Genomic DNA, 19,294 nt, shown 5'->3' on the forward strand with positions numbered 1-19,294 from the left:
ATTTGGACGGTGGCAATGATGAACTGCTTTTTTTATAATCCTTTAAAAAACACTTGCATAAGAAAAAACATTTTCAGATATTTGCAAACTCTTTGAGAAAATTGTTTTTTAAAATAGAACGAACATCATATAGTCATGTCAAGAATTTGTGATTTAACCGGTAAAGCAGCAATGAATGGATATAACGTTTCTAACTCAAACGTTAAAACCAAACGTAAATTTTACCCAAACCTTCAAACTAAAAGGTTCTTTATCCCGGAAGAAAACCGTTGGATTACGTTGAAAGTTTCAACTTCTGCAATCAAAACCATCAACAAAAATGGTATTACTGCAGTTATTAATAAGTTCATAAAAAAAGGATACGTTTAGTTCCTACGTTATCACGCATAGTGATCTATCGATCCTGTTAAAAAATATCCCGCAGAATTGCGGCATTAAGACAAATAACAATGGCTAAAAAAGGTAATAGAGTTCAAGTAATCTTAGAGTGCACTGAACATAAAGAAAGTGGTTTACCGGGAATGTCTCGTTATATTTCCACCAAGAATAAGAAAAACACTACTGAACGCTTAGAGTTGAAAAAATACAACCCTGTACTTAAAAAAGTAACCGTTCATAAAGAGATTAAATAAATCTTTGATAACAACAGCTCGAAAGAGCATAAAAATAAAAGAAAATGGCTAAGAAAACCGTTGCAACCCTTAAAACCGGTAAAGGTAAAGATTACACGAAAGTAATTACTGCGGTTAGATCACCGAAAACAGGTGCTTATACTTTTAAAGAATTAATTGCTCACAACGATCATATCAAGGATGCAGTGGAAGCTGCAAAAGAGATTGTTGCCGAAAGCAACGCTTAATTTATTAAGTTGAGAAATAAAAAAGCCGTTCCGATAACATATTGGAAGGGCTTTTTTTGTTACCGTCCTTCATCAATGATCGGCTATTGGCCGGCACGTCATCACCATTTAGCGGAAAGCTGAGATCTTGATACTGAGCAAACAATAAATTACGGTCAATTTAGTACCTTTACCAACAAAAACTAGATTCTGGCATCTTAATATTATGGGATTATTCGATTTTTTCAAGAAGAAAGAGCAGACCCCGGAAGCGCAGGAAGCGCTGGATAAAGGCTTAGAAAAAACCAAGGAGGGTTTCTTTACGAAAATCACAAAAGCAGTGGTAGGGAAATCAACCGTTGATGAAGAAGTATTGGACGATCTGGAAGAAGTGCTAGTTACCTCAGATGTAGGTGTTACCACCACCTTGAAAATAATCGAGCGCATTGAAGACCGGGTAGCCCGCGATAAATACATCAATACTTCGGAACTAAACGGAATTCTACGGGAAGAAATACAAGAGTTATTAGCCGAAAACAACAGCAACGATTTCGAGAATTTTGAATACGGCAACCATAAGCCTTATGTTATTATGGTTGTTGGTGTAAATGGTGTTGGTAAAACTACAACCATTGGAAAACTCGCACATAAACTGAAACAAGCAGGGAATAAGGTCGTCTTGGGTGCTGCCGATACCTTTAGGGCGGCCGCAGTCGATCAAATAAAACTGTGGGGAGAAAGAGTGGGCGTTCGCGTCGTTGCACAGGCCATGGGCTCTGATCCCGCTTCCGTGGCTTTTGACACCATCCAATCAGCGGTAGCAAATCAAGAGGATGTCGCTATTATTGATACTGCCGGGCGTTTGCATAATAAGCTTGCCTTAATGAATGAGCTGACGAAGATCAAAAACGTGATGAAAAAAGTGGTACCGGGTGCACCGCACGAAATACTACTTGTACTTGACGCATCCACCGGGCAAAATGCCATCGAACAATGCAAACAATTTACCCAAGCAACTGATGTCAACGCATTAGCATTGACAAAACTTGATGGAACTGCCAAAGGCGGCGTTGTCATCGGGATTTCGGATCAATTTAAAATACCGGTAAAATACATCGGTGTCGGCGAAGGAATAAACGATTTGCAATTATTTAATAAAAAAGAATTTGTGGATTCCCTTTTTAAATAGGGATAGTAGAAGAATGAGAACAAAAAAAATAAACAACTTACCATCGAAACCACGTGTCAATGTCATCACACTGGGTTGTTCAAAAAACATTCACGATAGTGAAGTGCTTATGGGGCAACTTCGTGGTAATCAGATGGAAGTTGTGCATGAGGCTAATAATATTTCTAAAAACGACATTGTCGTTATCAATACTTGTGGATTTATCGATAATGCCAAACAAGAATCTATCGATACCATTCTGCAATACAGTGCGTTGAAGGAAGAAGGCAAGCTGGAAAAAGTGATTGTAACGGGCTGCTTGTCAGAACGGTATAAACCTGAACTGGAAACGGAAATCCCGAATGTGGATGCCTATTTCGGAACCAACGATTTACAGCAGCTATTAGCAAGTGTAGGCGCCGATTATAAGCACGAGCTATTGGGTGAGCGGATGTTAACAACCCCTTCGCATTATGCCTATTTTAAAATCGCCGAAGGTTGTAATCGCCCCTGCTCCTTTTGTGCTATTCCTTTAATGCGTGGAAAACATATATCGAAACCCATCGAGGATTTAGTTAGCGAAGCGAAACACCTGGCAAAAAACGGCACAAAAGAGCTTATACTAATCGCGCAAGATTTGACCTATTATGGTTTGGACTTATACGGAAAAAGAAACTTAGCGGATCTCTTAAGAAACTTATCCGATGTGGAAGGTATTGAATGGATACGTTTGCAATACGCCTATCCATCAGGTTTTCCGATGGATGTATTGGATGTGATGAATGAAAGGCAAAATATTTGCAATTACTTAGATATGCCTTTGCAACACATTGCTGATAATATGCTAAAATCCATGCGCAGGGGAATTACCAAACAAAAAACGATCGACTTGGTAAATGCAATTCGCGACAAAGTACCGAATATTGCGCTTCGTACCACGTTAATCTGTGGCTACCCAGGAGAAACAGAACAAGATTTTGCTGAAATGATGGAATGGGTCGAACGTACTCGATTCGATCGTTTAGGCTGCTTTACCTACTCTCATGAGGAAAAAACGCATGCTTTCTCTTTAGTTGATGATGTACCTCAGGAAGAAAAGGAATCGCGAGTGGAGCAAATTATGGAAATTCAACAGGGTATATCTTACGAAATTAACCAAGAGAAAGTCGGAAATACGTATAAGGTCCTGATCGACCGAGTAGAAGAGGGATATTTCATTGGCCGCACAGAATATGACTCGCCGGAAGTAGACAACGAAGTATTGATTGCAGCAAATAACAATTATGCGGCTGTGGGGAGATTTGTTGATGTTCACATCGATAGAGCTGAGGACTTTGATCTTTACGGAACCGTCAAATCCTAAGGATTTATTAAATTGACGATAAAAGGACGAAAACAATCGGTTTTATAAGTTATTATTGTAGCTATATTATGTGATTGCCGACGGCTGATTGCTGAAAGCCTATATAAAACATGAAAGCAAGTTATATTAATTACAGCGATACCAATAGTTTTTCCGAAACGCTCTTAGCGTATATAGCACAAGATAAAAAACTAACATCCTTCTTGGGCAACAGTCCGGATATTGCCGGTTTTGAAAAGCAAATTAATCAGAAGAAAGCGAATCGGACTAACCGCAAGGTATTGGTAAATACACTCAGAGATCAATATAGCGCTTTCCACAATCTTCCATTAGAAGTTAAAAACAACATCAACCTACTGGAAGAAGCGAACACTTTTACGATAACCACCGGACATCAGCTAAACATTTTCACCGGTCCTTTGTACTTTATCTTCAAAATTGTCAGTACGATCAAGTTGTGCAAGCAATTAAAAGAAAAGTTCCCTGACTACCATTTTGTTCCTATTTATTGGATGGCGACAGAAGACCACGACTTCGCTGAGATTAACCACACCCAATTGCAGGGCGAATTGATTAAATGGGACATCCCTGCTCAGGCTGCCACGGGTCGAATGGAAACACTATCCATGGCACGTACCGTGAAGAAATACCAAAAATTACTTGGCTTAAGTCACAATTCAGATAAGCTAGCCAGGCTGGTTGAAGAAGCGTACTTGCAGCATACCAACTTGGCTGACGCTACCCGCTATTTAGTGAACGGTTTGTTCGGAAAACACGGGTTGGTTGTAATGGATGCTGATCATCGCGACTTAAAAACGCTTTTCGCTCCCTATATCAAAGAAGATATTCTAGAACAACGTAGTTACCACAATATTACACATACAACGGAGGCCTTAGAGAAAGCTGGTTTCGAAACGCAAGTTCATGCCCGAGAAATCAATTTTTTTTACTTGACGGAAGAGTACCGGGAACGGATCGTTCAAACAACATCAGGCGATTTTGAGGTATTGCACCATAATTTATTTTTCTCAGAGGAAGAATTAGTAAAAGAAATTGAAAACCACCCTGAGCGTTTCAGCCCAAACGTGGTGATGCGGCCGCTCTATCAGGAAGTTGTTTTGCCTAATCTCTGTTATATCGGCGGCGGTGCAGAAATTGTGTACTGGTTGCAATTAAAGAGTAATTTCGATCATTATAAGGTGGACTTTCCCATTCTACTTCCTCGTAACTCTGCAATCGTATCTAATGAGCATCTCGACTATAAAATTTTTAGGCTCAATTTAACATTTAAAAGTCTCTTTCGCGACGCAAACGAGTTAAAAAGAGAATATGTACGTATACACTCAAAACATCGCCTTAATTTAAATGATGAGTGGCTTGAGATGGAAGCTATATTTGAACGTATTAAAGAAAGAGCCACTAAGATTGATCCTACCTTACGTCCCAGTGCAGAGGCTATAAAAACCAGGTTATGTAAAGCAATCAATAACCTCGAAAAGAAATTTGTTAAAGCAGATAAACTGAACTTTGAAGACGCTGTATCACAGATAGACAAAATAAAGGAGAAATTTTTTCCAAATGGTGGACTTCAAGAGCGGGTGGAGAATTTTGGATTACTCTATGTGAAATACGGTGACGAGCTCATAAACGATCTACTCAAATTCTTCAACCCGCTGGATATGAAGTTTACGATATTGTATTAGTTATTGGTTATTAAGTGTTAGGTGTTAACCTAAAATTTGAATTTTGAATTTTGAATTTTGAATTTTGAATTTTGAATTTTTACTTAAAAAATGAACATCGAAGAACTAAGGACATATTGCCTAAGCAAAAGAGGAGTGACGGAAGGATTCCCCTTTGGTCCGGACACGCTAGTTTTTAAAATCGGAGAAAAAGTCTTTCTTTTGACTGGCCTTGATGCACAACCATTATCTTTTAACGTAAAATGTGATCCCGAACGAGCTATTGAGTTACGAGAACAGTATCCCTCAAGTGTTCTTCCCGGTTATCATATGAATAAAAAACACTGGAACACAGTACAAGCAAACGGGGAGCTCTCCTTTAAGCAGCTTACAGAACTCATCGACCATAGTTACGAACTCGTTTATAACAGCCTTCCACAACGAATCAAAGAGACGTTGTCGTAACAAAAACATATACATTCATATATTTAACATTTCGCCCGACACTTTTAACATTTTCTCCGTTAATTTTAGCTAACAAAACGCCTTATTATGGAGAAGACCTACAAAAAGTTGAACGATCTTATTGGTTGGCTATGCGCATTTATTGCGACCTTCATCTACTTTCTTACTAAAGAGCCAACCGTTAGTTTTTGGGATTGTGGCGAATTTATCGCCGCTGCTTATAAACTGGAGATTGTACACCAGCCTGGAGCACCCCTCTTCCTAATGTTGCAAAATATTTTTTCCAACCTTGCATTGGGCGACAAAACATCACTGGCTTACTGGATGAATACAGGTTCTGCTGTTTGCAGCGGCCTTACGGTGTTGTTCTTGTTCTGGACTATTACCTCATTGGCGAAAAAAATACTTGTTACTGAAGACCATTCACTATCTCTGCTAATCACAGTCAAGCTTTTAGGAGCTGGTATAGTAGGTTCTCTGGCCTTTGCTTTTTCAGACAGCTTCTGGTTTTCGGCGGTGGAAAGCGAAGTATATGCTTTGTCTTCTTTATGCACGGCGATTTTGTTCTGGCTTATTTTGAAGTGGGAAAACCACGCACATGAAGTAAGGTCATCAAAGTGGATTGTCTTAATCGCCTATATTATTGGGCTATCCATCGGAGTACATTTATTAAACTTGTTAACTATTCCCGTACTTACCCTGGTAATTTACTTCAAGAACGCAAAGCAAATTACGACAAGAGGAATTATTAAACAGCTCGGTATTAGCTTTCTTCTACTAGGCGCTATTTTATGGGGTGTCATACAATATTTAATTAAAGCGGTCGCACAATTTGATGTTTTCTTCGTCAACACCTTAGGACTTGGGTTTGGAAGTGGCATCTTCACCTTTATCATATTATTGGTTACAGCAATCATTCTTAGCATTCGCTATTCCATTAAATACAATAAGGCTCAACTAAATTTGATACTACTTTGTTTCTGCTTTGTGCTCTTTGGATATAGCTCCTTCGTTATGGTATTTGTTAGAGGGACAGCCAATCCTTCGCTCAATAATAATCATCCCGACAACATTTTCTCCTTCCTAGAATACGTAACGCGTGATCAATACCCTCGCAGCCCATTAATCGTAGGTCAGTATTTTGATTCCAACCCGATCGCCGTAGAAAACGGAGCACCGATTTATAGAAAAGACGCCGAGAAATACACCATTGTAGGACATAAATCAGAATATACCTATGATCGCACGACATTATTCCCACGCGTGCACAGCCAAAAGGATAGCGATTTTTACAAACATTGGCTTCGTTTAGCAGAAAATGAACGTCCAACGTTTTGGAGCAATTTGCAGTTTTTCACAAGCTATCAAGCAGGCGTTATGTTCTGGCGTTATTTTATGTGGAATTTTGTTGGAAGGCAAAACGACGAATCGGGACAATTCGGCAATCTTACGGATGGAAATTGGCTAAGCGGAATTAAAGCGATCGATCATATGCGTTTAGGAGGCCAATATGATTTACCGTCATCTGTTAAGCAAGATCCATCTCGCAATCACTTTTATTTTCTTCCACTACTACTGGGCTTAATTGGTTTAGGGTGGCACTATCAGCATAATAGAAAAGATATGAGTATCGTATTGCTTCTTTTCTTTTTCACTGGATTGGCAATCGTTCTTTATTTAAACGACACACCTATGCAACCACGCGAACGTGATTATGCTTATGTAGGGGCTTTCTACGCTTTCGCTATCTGGATTGGCCTTGGCGTTATTGCATTGACTAGTCTAGCTAAGAAACGATCGTTGGTTTTCTCAACAACGCTCCTCTGTCTACTCGCCGTTCCGTTTTTATTATTATACCAGGGCTGGGATGATCACGATCGATCGGAAAAGTATACAACTAGAGATCTATATGCGCGCAATTATCTTGCATCTTGTGAACCAAATGCCATTTTATTTACTTATGGTGATAACGACACCTTCCCTATTTGGTATGCACAAGAGGTAGAAGGAATTCGTCCGGATGTCAGGATCGTTAATATTGGCTATCTGAATTCTGATTGGTATTTAAAGCAGATGCGCAAAAGGATCAACAATTCAGCGCCCTTGCCTATAGACATCGAACCCGCAAAAGTAGATAAAGGTGTAAGGGACTATCTGGTATACGAGGATTACCATATTGACAAGCCGGTGGAAATTAAAGATTTATTAGACATTATGTTGTCGGACCATCCCGACGACAAATCTGATCGCACCGGAGAAAATTTTCTACCTACCAAGAAGATGAAGCTGATGGTAAATAAGGAAGATGTAATGAAAAACAAGGTGGTACCAAAAGCTTGGCAAGACTTCATAACCGATAGCATGGAATGGGATTTCAATCGTAACTATATCACCCGTGGTGACTTAGCAATTTTGGATCTTTTGAAAAATAATGCGTGGAAGCGTCCCATTTATTTTGTCAAAATTCCACCAAGTGAAACCCTGGGATTGGACAAATACTTCGTAAACGAAGGACTGTTATACCGATTAATGCCGGTAGACTTAGCTAAAACCAACACCAAAGCAACTGCCAAGGCTCCGGTCGATACGCAGCACACCAATAGGTGGGCTATGTATCATAACTTGATGCATCGATATAACTGGGCGAATGTGAATAAGTTAAATTACTTAGATCCCCTTACCCGGAACATCGTTCCGCAATACACGAACAATTTTAATATTTTATCTAGAGAGCTCCTGGAAGTTGATCAAAAAGCAAAAGCCAAAGATGTCGTCAATAAGTGTCTAGAGGTACTTCCAAAACAGGTTTTAAGTATGAATCAAGCGATTGACTATTATTTTATATCGGATACCTTATATGAAGTAAACGAAAAAAATAAAGCAAATGAGCTTATGAAAAGAAATGGCGACTATATTATAGAGCAGCTCAATTATAATTTAGCAATCGCAAAAGATAAACCAAATGTTATAGACGAACGTAATATTCGCTTAGGCATGGGCCTCTTGAATGCTATGCTAGACAATTCCAAAAAATACAAACAGATGGATATGGAAAAATACTTAGGTAACCAGTACGCCATGCTCGAAAGAAAAATAACAGCAATTAGCCAATAGGCTAATTGCTCTTTTCCCGTATCTTCTTGTAGATCTTAACAGCTATCATCAGCATGACAGCAAATAGTACCAGACCTACCACGCCATATATCCAGTTTATAGCGCTTTTTAGCACCACCGTAAAAACGATAGCAAATAATAAAACCGTTGCTAATTCATTCCATAATCTAAGTTTAATGGAGGTCCACTTGCTCGTTTCTCCCGCCAGCTGAAACATAATTCGTTGGCAAATAAAATGATAGACAATCAATCCTAAAACAAAAGTAAGTTTGACATGCATCCACGGTTGAGACCACCAAGCCGGATTCAGGTGCATCATCACCGCTGCAGCAATAATGGTTAAATACATAGATGGAGTAGCGATAATCCACCACAACTTGCGTTCCATCAAAACGAACTGCTTATGTAAAATGCGGTACTCGTTTTCAGGCTGCTGTTTTGCTTCTGTATGATAAATAAATAGCCTGACCATATAAAATAGGCCCGCCATCCAGCAGACAACAAAGATAATATGTACAGCCTTTGCGTATAAATACATTTTTCCGTTATTAGTTGTTAGTTATTAGTTGTTAGTTATTAGAAATGTATGTCTTTTATGATAATGATTAAACCAGAATATCAAATCTAGGACGAATAACAAATAACCAACAACAGACAACAAAAAACTTAATACCTGAACTCCTTTACTACATCAATTGCATACTTTACGTTATCAAAAGGAATATCCGGCATGATGCCATGTCCTAAATTGAAGATAAAACCTTCCTCACCACGCATACGTTCGAAGAGATGTAAAATTTTTTTCTTTATTACCGCTTTGTCAGCATATAAGATAAAGGGATCTAAGTTACCCTGTACGGCTATTCCTTTCGGCAAATTGTTTTTTATTTGTTTCAAGTCTGCGTTCCAGTCGACCGAGATCACATCTGGTTTCGCCTCGGCCATTAGTGGTGCAAACACTGAACTTCCCTTACAGAAAGAAATAACCGGTATATCTTTTCGATCAAGTTGCGCAATAATTCCCACATTATATTGGTGAGAAAATTCGCTATAATCATCCCATGATAATGCAAGTGCCCAACTGTCAAATAGCTGCAACGCATTCACTCCGGCCTTTATCTGCATGTTCAGATAAGTAACCGTCACATCAGCAATCTTCTTTAACAATTTATGGGCTAATTCCGGCTGGTTGTTCAAAAAAAGCTTAGTAAGCTTAAAATCTTTGGATGATCCACCTTCGATTAAATAACTTAGAACCGTAAAAGGGGCCCCGGCAAAGCCTATTAAAGGAATTGCTCCATTAAGTCGTTGTTGGATAACCTGAATAGCATCAGCTACATATTGTAGTTTATACGCGACGTCGGTTTGCAAGGCATCGATATCGCTTTCATTTCGTACCGGATTTGCAAATTTAGGCCCCACTCCCTGCGTAAAACTCAATTCACCGCCCATCGCTTCCGCCGTTACCAATATATCTGAAAAAAGAATAGCTGCATCAATTCCCAACAAATCGACAGGCAGCATGGTTACATCCGCCGCTATTTCAGGCGTCTTACACATTTCCAAGAAAGAATATTTATTTTTTATATCCCAGTATTCTTTCATAAATCTGCCCGCTTGCCGCATCATCCATACCGGGGGGCGTTCTGTTGGCTGCGAAAAAGCAGCTCTGATAAATAAACTATCTTTTATAGCTGTGGTCACGTTATTTTGGTATTTCGTTTTCTATTCTATTTACAATCTGGGCAATTCGACTACTCACTTCCAATTCCTTCACCTTTTCCAGATACGTCTTCACCCGATCATAGTCTTTCTTCATTAAGTTGATATTCGCCAGGTTTACAAAAATCAGTGCCTTATCACTTTTCCGTCGAAAAGGCAATCTACTGGCAATTTGGAAATGTCTTTCCGCACTATCATAATTAAGTAATTGCAGATCCAAGCTACCGCTGATAAATTCATAGTAATTTCGTCTCCTCTTTCGCAGATGATCAGGATTCTTGATATCGGCCAAAAGGTTACGCGCTAAATCATATTGTTTCTTCTTAAAAGCCTCAGAAGCCAAGAGTACAGTACCTTCTCTATAGTAACTCCATATCGTATAGCCGATCAAACAAACCATTAAGGCTGTCAATTGGTATGTCTTTGCATACACCGTATAGGCTAATAGCAATAAAGCAAGCACGATAACACCTAGTCGAGCTTTTGAAGTCATCATAGGCTAATGTGTCTTGTTATCGGTAAACTTATAACCAACACCTCTGATCGAGTGGAAATAGATCGGGTTTTTCTGATCTGGCTCAAAATACTTACGGAAGGTCAAAATAAAGTTATCGATAGTGCGTGTTGAAGGATACACATCGTAATTCCAAACGGTTTCTAAAATCTGCTCGCGGGAAACGGCTTCATTTCTTCGCTCGATTAATAACTTAAGGAGCATCGTTTCTTTTTTTGTTAAAGCGGTAATCGTTCCGTCGGCGTGGTGTAACTCGAACGAGTTGAAATAAATCGTTTTGTCACCGATTTGATAAGAATTTAACTCTTTCAGGTCGTCACCTTTCATGCCTCTTCTCACTAAATTGCCCACTCGAAGGATAAGTTCTTCCAGGTTGAAAGGTTTAACTAGATAATCATCAGCACCTTTTTTTAAACCGGTAATACGATCTTCGCTTGTATTCTTGGCCGTGAGGAACATAATGGGCACTTCTGTATTTTCCAGTCGAATAGTCTCAGCAACTTGGAATCCATCAATTTCCGGTATCATGACATCAAGGATGATCAAATTAAATCGTTCTTCCTTGAACTTTTTAAGTGCCTTTTTTCCATCTGTAGCAGTAGTTACTTTATATCCTTCCAATTCAAGATTCAACTTGATGGCTTCGAGCAAGTGCTCTTCATCTTCTACGAGAAGTATGCGTTGTTTTGCTTGCATAATCAATTAAATGTTACATCAAAAATGCTCCCTGTAGGAGTGTTATTTAATACTTTAATTTGGGCGTTGTGTTTATCTAATACTGATTTTACAATGTATAACCCTAATCCCGTACCTTTAGTTTTACGGGTATCTTCACTCCCTACACGATAAAATTTATTAAAAATACGTTTTTTTTCCTCATCATTAATGCCTATTCCTAAATCAGCCACTGAGAACCGTATCTGCCCATCTTGTTTATACAGTCGCACATTAACATGTGCACACGGTGGCGAATATTTGATAGCATTCTCAATTAAATTGGTGACAACTGAAGTGATAGCCAGCTTATCACCGACAAAAAAAATGTTTGGCTGAATATCCGTTTTAATAATCTGGGAGGTGCAGGAATGTACCTGCAATCGATCAGCTATTCGTCCGGTCAGCTCAGAAAAATCAAATTCCTCTTTTGGAATACTTTTGCCTACACTTTCCAGTTTAGTTGCTAGCAGCACATTTTCCACTAAATCGTCTAGACGCTCAATATCTTTTAGAGAATTTGATAGGAATTGATCCCGTTGCTCTTTATTCAGATCACGTTTTAATATGGTTTGTATATACAATTTAATTGAAGCTAAGGGCGACTTTAGCTCGTGTGTAACGGAAAGAAGAAAGTTATGTTGTTGTTTATGTGTTTTATGCTCGTGTACGAAAGCTCTTTTCAGCTTAATAGCACCCACCAAAAAGATGGTCATAAAAATAAACCCCTCACCTATCACCATGCCTTTTCGTAATGGCTCCAGTTCCATTAAAAGCATTCCCCACCATACAATCTGCGCTATTGCATAGAAGACAAGAAAATAAAATAAAAACAATGGCTTTCGCATACCTAATTAGTTGTTAGTTGTTAGTTGTTAGTTGTTAGCTAATTCAAGCTTATAAGCTAAAAGCTAATACCTAAGTCCTAACACCTACTTAAACACCACATCCAAGCTTTCAAATATAGCCCTTTTCGCTTTCTCTAGTTCTATTTTCGAATGGGCAGCCGAAACAAAACCAACCTCATAGCCCGAAGGTCCGAGGTAGACACCTCTATTCAGCAATTCCCGATGCATTACCTTATATTTATCCATGCTTTCTGCTTCAATATCAGATGCGGCCTGGATATTATCTTTATCAGTAAAGGCAATCCAAAATATAGACCCTACGTTAAACACACGTACCTTATAATTTTTTGCGCTTGCATATCGTTGTATGGAAGCTGAAAATTCAGCTGCCTTCTTATTTAATTCTTTATAAAATCCGGGTTTATTCAGTTCGCTTAGCTGTGCAATCCCCGCAGCCATCGCAACCGGATTGCCGGATAAGGTGCCTGCCTGGTAAACGCCACCGTCCGGTGAAATATAACCCATAATTTCCTCCGAGGATCCATAAGCGCCAACAGGCATCCCTCCCCCAATTATTTTTCCGTAGGTTATAATATCCGGATGCACGTCGTAATAAGCTGCTGCGCCTTCAAATCCCAGACGAAAACCGGTAATCACTTCATCAAAAATAAGTAAACTCCCGTGATCGCTTGTTATCTTACGCAGAAATTCGATATATTCTTTATTCTGCATCAATAAGCCGTTATTTGCAGGGATTCCCTCAATAATAACAGCTGCAATTTCTTCTTTAAATTCAGCAAAAGCACGTTCCAAAGCCTCTTTATCGTTCAAGCCGATTACCACTGTTTCATCGGCAAATGCTTTAGGCACACCTAAAGAGGAAGTCTCACCAAAAGTTACCAATCCAGAGCCAGCTTTTACCAATAAAGAATCCGAATGCCCATGGTAACAGCCCTCAAATTTAATGATCTTATCCCTTTTGGTATAGCCCCTAGCCAAACGGATGGCCGACATAACAGCCTCTGTACCGGAACTGACAAATCGTAGCTTTTGGATATATTTATTATTTTTTAGAATTAACTCCGCTAATTCATTTTCCAAGGCTGTTGGTGCTCCGAAACTCAGCCCATGCTGGAGTGTAGAAATGACGGCTTCCCTTATTTTGGGATGATTATGGCCAAGAATAAGCGGACCCCAAGAGCAACAGAAATCTATAAACTGATTTCCATCAGCGTCCCACAAAAAACATCCATCGCCTTTCTCAATGAATAAAGGCGTGCCGTATACCGATTTAAAAGCCCGCACAGGCGAATTTACGCCACCCGGAAAGTACTTTTTTGCTTTCTCAAACAAAATTGCAGACTTCTCGCGCGATATGTCTGCTTTAGACCCGGCCACCCGTACCTCTTCCTCATTTCCCGAAAACATTTTTTTTATGGAATCTAACATGTTCGTTATTTGTTGAAACGTTAAGTAGTTGAGTTGTCTAGACGTTAAGTAGTAGAGTCGTTAAAACGTTAAGTGGGGTATTCATCATTCTTAACCACTTAACTACTTCCCTATTTAACTACTCAACATTCCATTAAATCCACTGCTGCTCTACCATATCTCTAATATGATAAGTGGTAATTATACGAGCACCCGCACGAGCAAAAGCATACATGGTTTCCATTACAATTTTTTGCTCGTCTATCCAGCCGTTTTGCGCAGCTGCTTTAACCATTGCAAATTCGCCTGAAACATTATAGCATGCCAAAGGCAAAGTGGTTTCATCCTTGATCCTACTAATAACATCCAGATAAGCTAAAGCCGGTTTAATCATTAGCACATCAGCGCCCTCTTGCTCATCTAAAAAGGCTTCTCTTAATGCCTCATTAGGATTTCTGAAATCCATCTGATAAGCCTTTCGATCTCCTTTGCTTGGAGCACAATCTGCTGCTTCCCTGAATGGACCATAATAAGAGGAAGCAAATTTTGTTGCATGCGACATAATCGCTACGTTTACCAGGTTATTTTCATCCAGTGCCTTTCTGATTGCACTAATTCTGCCGTCCATCATATCGGAAGGAGCTAACATATCCGCCCCGGCCTCCGCATGCGCGAGTGACATTTTTGTTAACACGTCGATGGTGGCATCATTCTGAACATAATCATGTTCTAAAATCCCACAGTGTCCGTGTGTCGTGTAAGAACATACACAGACATCCGTTACAATATATAGATCTTCACCAAAAGCTTCTCGAAGTGCTCTGATGGCTTTAGGAACCAGCCCATGGTGATCATAAGCCGTGTGTGCATCCGCACTCTTCTCTTCTCCAACCCCAAAAAGCATGATTTTATTAACGCCCAGTTTCAATCCAATTGCTACGTCCTCTATCAGTTTATCAATAGAAAAATGGTGTATACCCGGTAAGGAGGGCAAGGCATGTTTTATTTGATTTCCTGGAACGATAAAATAAGGATATATAAACATATCCTTTGACAGATGAGTTTCTGCCACCATCTCCCTCACAATTGGATTTTTACGTAATCTACGTTGTCGATAAATCATTTTCTTTTTTTTAATCTTAATCTCTCAAGACAAATCTCGTAGCTTTACAAGCTAAACACCAGGTATTTTCGAAAGAAAAAGGGAGGTGCTCGTACACGAAGCTTTTGAGATTTTTCTTGTTACAAAGATAAGCATGAAAATGTGCGATTGAAGTAGCAAAACATATTATAGCAATGGGGTGACAGTTCCTGATGAATCATTTTTCGTTGGCTTTCCCTTACTGTAATTCAGTGCAAAAACTGCTTCTGCCAACCCTAGCTCGTCAGGTGAGAAAGGCAATGTGTATTGAACTCCTATTTCCTCGAGCTTTTTTCCTGTAGAGTTACCGATACTGATCACTTTCTGCCCCGGCTCTACCAGGTTATCCTTAAAGTAGGCTTCAACATTGGTTGGACTAGTAAAGATTAGGACATCCGCTCCCGAGCCTTCTACCTGCTCATCAATACGCGTTTCATAAACCGGTAAATCAATAACCTTCGTATCGGCAGTTAGCCGACTTTGAATGGTTTGCAGCGAGCCTTTTGCGCGAGGAAATAGTACTGTAGAACCTGCTGCTACTTGGGCGAAGGCATCTCCCACTTTTTCCATTTCAATCCCCTCGGCTTCTCCAGTGAACGCAGGTATAATCCCATGGCTTCTTAAAGCTTCTTCGGAACCCCGACCAACTACGGCATATTGCACATGTTTACTAAGTCTCGGTTTAAGCTTGAAAAAATTTTCGATTCCATTTTTACTACTAAAAAATACCCATCGAACATATTTGAGTATATATGGATCCAAGGTATTTATAATGGAAAAAATTTTAATGAGCGATCGCCCTTCAACTTTTATATGATGTTGTTCCAAGGACCGCTTCAGAAAAGAGGTGTCAGCAAGTTCACGGGTGATAAAAACGGAACTTGGCAATTTTCTATCCGGATCAAATTTCTCTACAATCTCTTCTGCCAAGCCAGCAGCACTTTCCGCTTTAAGATATAAACGTGTAGGAAAGCTTTCTCCGTCTTTAGCTTTTGCAGTCCAAACTTCATAACCGGTTGTAGTTTTCCGACAGTAACAACCTAATGGCATATGACATCCTCCTTCAAAAAGGTTAAGGACTTTACGCTCTACTCCTATAGTTTCAGCCACATCTTTTTGATGCAGTTTTTGCAAAACTTCATACAATGTATGATCGGATTCACGAATTTGAATAGCTAAAACTCCCTGAGCGGGAGCCGGAATAATTTCCGTTGGAGGTATGATTTCCACATGAAACTCGCTTAAATCTAATTTCAAACGTTCAACACCCGCTTTTGCCAACATGATAGCATCATATTTTTCATCACGCAACTTTTGTAAACGAGTATTTACATTACCTCGTAAATCTTCGATTTCCAAATCCGGTCTGAAAGCCAACAACTGTGCTTTCCGCCGATTGGAGGAAGTGCCAACAATGGCGTTATGTTTAACGGATAATCTTTTCTTAAGATCAACGCAATCTTTCAGAATAATCAATAATTCTGAAGGATCTTCTCTTTCAGATACCGCTGCAATTCTTAATCCGGGTGGATTTGCAGTAGGAAGATCTTTGTGCGAATGTACGGCAATGTCGATTTTTTCAGCAAGCAGTTCTTCTTCCAATTCTTTCGTAAAAAAACCCTTGCCTTCTAATTTATCTAAACGAAGATGCTGTATATTATCTCCCTGTGTTTTAATAACTTTAAGCTCTGCTTGTACGCCAATTGTAGCTAAACGATCTTTCACATGGTTAGCTTGCCACAAAGCCAAATCGCTACCTCTTGTTCCAATAATAAGCGTTCTGTCCACCTTTATAATATATGTTGCAATTGTAAATAATCCATTTTCTAACCCTCATTACCCAACTCAACTTTTATTCCGCCCTTGGAATACTCCCTTTATTCGTCCGCTATCTATTCATTGAATCCATTCAGCGCAGCTAGAGTCCGATGCTTCAACTAAAACACTTCACTAAATGCCAAAAAAGATGGTGTATTGTTAGATAACCATCTTTAATTGCTATAAAAATAAAAAAAATAATGTGATAAGCTAAAAGCAATGTGTAGAAAGAAACCCTACCCTCTAATTTTCTGCCGCCTCTTTGCTTTTTGCGATTAATATTTCCTTTGCAAGCACCATCGGACCGCTGATATATTTTTTCTCCATATAGTTAATAACCTTTTCCAAAACCTCTCTGGAACTGGCATCCAAGGAATTAAGCTCGTTAGCAAATACCGTATTCAATGCAAAAGATTTTATTTCCTTCACTCTTTCGGGTACCTGGCGCATGGCTATTTCTACCTTTCGTTGTTTTAAAATAGGTAAAAACTCGGCAACATTGCTTTCAATAATTCTTTCCGCGTGGATAAGTTCGTTATAACGTTCCTGAAGATTCTTATTCGCAATTGCTTGCAAGCCGCTAACTTCTATGTAGTGTATTGCGTTTTCAGCAAGTACCTCCTCCGAAACATCGTTCGGGATTGCCAAATCAACGACTATCTTCTTGGATGTCTCCCCATTTAGCAAACTGGCATAAATAGACGATGTAATAACGGGTTCTGTAGAACCTGTACAGGTAATCAGTATATCAAATCCTTCCTTATAGTGCCTTAACTCGCTTAATGGAAAGGCTCGGCCATTTAACTCTTTCGCTAAACGTTCCGCTTTATCCATTGTACGGTTGAATACTACGAAGTTTGAAAATTTATGTTTTTGTAGGTATTTTGAGATATTTTGGTTGGTTTCACCTGCGCCTACTAATAAGATACGGGGATTATCAGTGAACTTGAGATCTCTTAATTTACGATAGGCTAATGATACAACGGACACCGGATTACGGGAGATCATGGTATGCGTATAAACCTCCTTAGCCGTCTTCACCAAACTGTTCATCATTAAGCGCATAAAATCACCCGTTAATCCCCCTTTACGACATCTTTCATAAGCTCGTCGAACCTGCGCTAATATTTCCTTTTCTCCGACAACTAAACTCTCCAAAGAACAGGACATCCTAAATAAATGATGTAAAGCATCCAGTCCTTCATAAGTAGTCACCTGATTAAGAAATTGATCAAATTGTTCATCAGGCACACAAAAATTCAATCCACGCAAAAAGTTCTTCACGAACTCACTTGTTAAGGTATGTTTTCCATGAAAAACGAATTCAACCCGATTGCATGTGCCTACGTAAAAAATCTCTTCGATGTCAAAATTGTTTTTGACGTTAATCAATCGGCTTTCAAGCTCTTCATTACAAATAACCAAATTGCCTAAATCTTTTAGGTCAACGTGCTTGTGTGTAAATGCTATTACTTTAAGATGCTCCAAGGTCTCTTTACCCTCTCTATATTATACTGTCGACAAAAGTACATCTATACGCTTGTTACAGTGTCAAAACTTTGTCAAACACAGCTATTTAGAATGTTTTTAAATAATAGGGATTTCAAGAGTTTAGCTTCTGAGGCCCGGCATCTAATCACACCTTATACCTCACTCGTTATACCCTATACCCTATACCCTATACCTTACACCCTATACCCTATACCTTACACCTTATACCCTATACCCTACACCTCATCCCCTATACCTTACACCCTATACCTTACACCCTACTCCTCTCTTCTCACCCTCCTCATAAAACAAAAAAACCGTTCCTATAAATAGAAACGGTTTTCTTTACCTTTAAATCACTTATTTTGTTGCTGGAGTGGTAGTAGTAGGCGTCGTGGCTGCCGGTGCTACCGGTTTCGCATTTGGATCGATTCCTAACTTCGTTTTTACTGCAGCACTAATATCATCTCCTCCCTCAAAATATAAAACAGATTGTTGTGCAATATCTAGGATATAGGCATAACCTTTTTCCTTTGCCACCGCTTGAATAGCCTTTTCTGCTTTTTCAAAAACCGGTTGGAACACCTCTTCTCTTTTCGCACCTACTTCCTGTTCTGCCTTCTGCTGCACCTCTCCCATACGTCCTTCCATCTGCTGGATTTCTGTACTTAAGGTTTGCAATTCTTTATCTACTGTTTCTTTATTAGCTTCGCTTCTGGTTTTTTGCTTGTCCATAAATGCTGTGATCTTTTTTTGACGCTCAGCATCCATTTGTTGAATCTCAGTACGTTTAGTACCTACAAAAGTTTCCAATGTTTGATTGGCTGTTTTGTACTCCGGCATTAGAAGCAAAATCTCCTGTGAATTCACGTGTCCAATTTTTTGTTGTGCACTCACAGCGCCAACTGTTAAAAATAATCCTGCAGCTACTAAAACCGACTTAAATAAATGTTTCATTCGCAATTTTAATTTTGTTGACTCAACAGAG

At 39.3% G+C, this 19,294-nt stretch carries 18 protein-coding genes; 8 read left to right on the top strand and 10 right to left on the bottom strand.

Annotated features, from left to right (window positions below):
- The first annotated feature begins 135 nt into the window (after positions 1–135).
- The 8 genes from rpmB (at position 136) to ACH11B_RS27925 (ending at position 8,630) form a co-directional block, all read left to right on the top strand.
- Entirely contained in the window at positions 136–369 is a 234-nt protein-coding gene (rpmB, locus tag ACH11B_RS27890; protein WP_013668368.1) for a 50S ribosomal protein L28, read from the top strand.
- Between the two features lie 80 nt (positions 370–449).
- Positions 450–632 (top strand): 50S ribosomal protein L33, encoded by a 183-nt coding sequence (gene rpmG / locus ACH11B_RS27895; protein WP_013668369.1) that lies wholly within the window; start codon positions 450–452, stop codon positions 630–632.
- A 44-nt stretch (positions 633–676) separates the two neighbouring features.
- Positions 677–859, top strand: a complete 183-nt coding sequence (locus ACH11B_RS27900) for a DUF4295 domain-containing protein (protein WP_013668370.1) — start codon at positions 677–679, stop codon at positions 857–859.
- A gap of 205 nt (positions 860–1,064) precedes the next feature.
- Complete coding sequence (gene ftsY, locus ACH11B_RS27905) at positions 1,065–2,027, top strand: signal recognition particle-docking protein FtsY (RefSeq protein WP_013668371.1); 963 nt, start codon at positions 1,065–1,067, stop codon at positions 2,025–2,027.
- Between the two features lie 13 nt (positions 2,028–2,040).
- Entirely contained in the window at positions 2,041–3,369 is a 1,329-nt protein-coding gene (gene rimO / locus ACH11B_RS27910; protein ID WP_013668372.1) for a 30S ribosomal protein S12 methylthiotransferase RimO, read from the top strand.
- 110 nt (positions 3,370–3,479) lie between these two features.
- Complete coding sequence (gene bshC / locus ACH11B_RS27915; protein ID WP_377611543.1) at positions 3,480–5,072, top strand: bacillithiol biosynthesis cysteine-adding enzyme BshC; 1,593 nt, start codon at positions 3,480–3,482, stop codon at positions 5,070–5,072.
- A gap of 90 nt (positions 5,073–5,162) precedes the next feature.
- The gene (locus ACH11B_RS27920; RefSeq protein WP_013668374.1) at positions 5,163–5,516 is read left to right on the top strand and encodes an MmcQ/YjbR family DNA-binding protein; all 354 of its coding nucleotides are present in this window, start codon (positions 5,163–5,165) and stop codon (positions 5,514–5,516) included.
- 87 nt (positions 5,517–5,603) lie between these two features.
- Positions 5,604–8,630, top strand: a complete 3,027-nt coding sequence (locus ACH11B_RS27925; RefSeq protein ID WP_377611545.1) for a DUF2723 domain-containing protein — start codon at positions 5,604–5,606, stop codon at positions 8,628–8,630.
- A gap of 1 nt (position 8,631) precedes the next feature.
- Here ACH11B_RS27925 and ACH11B_RS27930 read toward each other — a convergent pair whose 3' ends face one another.
- The 10 genes from ACH11B_RS27930 to ACH11B_RS27975 form a co-directional block, all read right to left on the bottom strand.
- Positions 8,632–9,168, bottom strand: a complete 537-nt coding sequence (locus ACH11B_RS27930; RefSeq protein ID WP_377611546.1) for a CopD family protein — start codon at positions 9,166–9,168, stop codon at positions 8,632–8,634.
- A 128-nt stretch (positions 9,169–9,296) separates the two neighbouring features.
- Positions 9,297–10,322, bottom strand: coding sequence for a uroporphyrinogen decarboxylase (hemE, locus tag ACH11B_RS27935; protein WP_377611599.1), 1,026 nt, complete (start codon positions 10,320–10,322; stop codon positions 9,297–9,299).
- A gap of 13 nt (positions 10,323–10,335) precedes the next feature.
- Entirely contained in the window at positions 10,336–10,848 is a 513-nt protein-coding gene (locus ACH11B_RS27940) for a tol-pal system YbgF family protein (protein ID WP_013668378.1), read from the bottom strand.
- Positions 10,849–10,851: 3 nt separating this feature from the next.
- Positions 10,852–11,562: a response regulator transcription factor gene (locus ACH11B_RS27945; protein ID WP_013668379.1), complete on the bottom strand. Its 711-nt coding sequence runs from the start codon at positions 11,560–11,562 to the stop codon at positions 10,852–10,854.
- Positions 11,563–11,564: 2 nt separating this feature from the next.
- Complete coding sequence (locus ACH11B_RS27950) at positions 11,565–12,428, bottom strand: sensor histidine kinase KdpD (RefSeq protein ID WP_013668380.1); 864 nt, start codon at positions 12,426–12,428, stop codon at positions 11,565–11,567.
- 84 nt (positions 12,429–12,512) lie between these two features.
- Positions 12,513–13,877 carry a glutamate-1-semialdehyde 2,1-aminomutase gene (hemL, locus tag ACH11B_RS27955; protein ID WP_013668381.1) on the bottom strand — a complete coding sequence of 455 codons (1,365 nt, stop codon included), beginning with the start codon at positions 13,875–13,877 and terminating at the stop codon, positions 12,513–12,515.
- A 133-nt stretch (positions 13,878–14,010) separates the two neighbouring features.
- Positions 14,011–14,979 carry a porphobilinogen synthase gene (gene hemB / locus ACH11B_RS27960; RefSeq protein WP_289552346.1) on the bottom strand — a complete coding sequence of 323 codons (969 nt, stop codon included), beginning with the start codon at positions 14,977–14,979 and terminating at the stop codon, positions 14,011–14,013.
- 165 nt (positions 14,980–15,144) lie between these two features.
- Positions 15,145–16,785 carry a hydroxymethylbilane synthase gene (gene hemC, locus ACH11B_RS27965; RefSeq protein WP_013668383.1) on the bottom strand — a complete coding sequence of 547 codons (1,641 nt, stop codon included), beginning with the start codon at positions 16,783–16,785 and terminating at the stop codon, positions 15,145–15,147.
- 273 nt (positions 16,786–17,058) lie between these two features.
- Positions 17,059–18,303, bottom strand: a complete 1,245-nt coding sequence (hemA, locus tag ACH11B_RS27970) for a glutamyl-tRNA reductase (protein WP_130856470.1) — start codon at positions 18,301–18,303, stop codon at positions 17,059–17,061.
- Positions 18,304–18,666: 363 nt separating this feature from the next.
- A complete protein-coding gene (locus ACH11B_RS27975; RefSeq protein ID WP_013668385.1) occupies positions 18,667–19,263 on the bottom strand; it encodes an OmpH family outer membrane protein in 597 nt (198 codons plus the stop codon).
- Positions 19,264–19,294: the final 31 nt, after the last annotated feature.

The organism is Olivibacter sp. EAT-5 (assembly GCF_044784325.1).
Classification (GTDB): domain Bacteria; phylum Bacteroidota; class Bacteroidia; order Sphingobacteriales; family Sphingobacteriaceae; genus Olivibacter; species Olivibacter oleidegradans.

Excerpts from the sequence above, each read along its gene's own strand:
- ACH11B_RS27975 (WP_013668385.1), bottom strand. The coding sequence starts at position 19,263 with ATGAAACATTTATTTAAGTCGGTTTTAGTAGCTGCAGGATTATTTTTA.
- ACH11B_RS27925 (WP_377611545.1), top strand. The coding sequence starts at position 5,604 with ATGGAGAAGACCTACAAAAAGTTGAACGATCTTATTGGTTGGCTATGC.
- ftsY (WP_013668371.1), top strand. The coding sequence starts at position 1,065 with ATGGGATTATTCGATTTTTTCAAGAAGAAAGAGCAGACCCCGGAAGCG.
- ACH11B_RS27945 (WP_013668379.1), bottom strand. The coding sequence starts at position 11,562 with ATGCAAGCAAAACAACGCATACTTCTCGTAGAAGATGAAGAGCACTTG.
- bshC (WP_377611543.1), top strand. The coding sequence starts at position 3,480 with ATGAAAGCAAGTTATATTAATTACAGCGATACCAATAGTTTTTCCGAA.
- ACH11B_RS27920 (WP_013668374.1), top strand. The coding sequence starts at position 5,163 with ATGAACATCGAAGAACTAAGGACATATTGCCTAAGCAAAAGAGGAGTG.
- ACH11B_RS27900 (WP_013668370.1), top strand. The coding sequence starts at position 677 with ATGGCTAAGAAAACCGTTGCAACCCTTAAAACCGGTAAAGGTAAAGAT.
- rpmG (WP_013668369.1), top strand. The coding sequence starts at position 450 with ATGGCTAAAAAAGGTAATAGAGTTCAAGTAATCTTAGAGTGCACTGAA.
- rpmB (WP_013668368.1), top strand. The coding sequence starts at position 136 with ATGTCAAGAATTTGTGATTTAACCGGTAAAGCAGCAATGAATGGATAT.
- ACH11B_RS27930 (WP_377611546.1), bottom strand. The coding sequence starts at position 9,168 with ATGTATTTATACGCAAAGGCTGTACATATTATCTTTGTTGTCTGCTGG.
- rimO (WP_013668372.1), top strand. The coding sequence starts at position 2,041 with ATGAGAACAAAAAAAATAAACAACTTACCATCGAAACCACGTGTCAAT.
- hemL (WP_013668381.1), bottom strand. The coding sequence starts at position 13,877 with ATGTTAGATTCCATAAAAAAAATGTTTTCGGGAAATGAGGAAGAGGTA.
- ACH11B_RS27940 (WP_013668378.1), bottom strand. The coding sequence starts at position 10,848 with ATGATGACTTCAAAAGCTCGACTAGGTGTTATCGTGCTTGCTTTATTG.
- hemB (WP_289552346.1), bottom strand. The coding sequence starts at position 14,979 with ATGATTTATCGACAACGTAGATTACGTAAAAATCCAATTGTGAGGGAG.
- ACH11B_RS27950 (WP_013668380.1), bottom strand. The coding sequence starts at position 12,428 with ATGCGAAAGCCATTGTTTTTATTTTATTTTCTTGTCTTCTATGCAATA.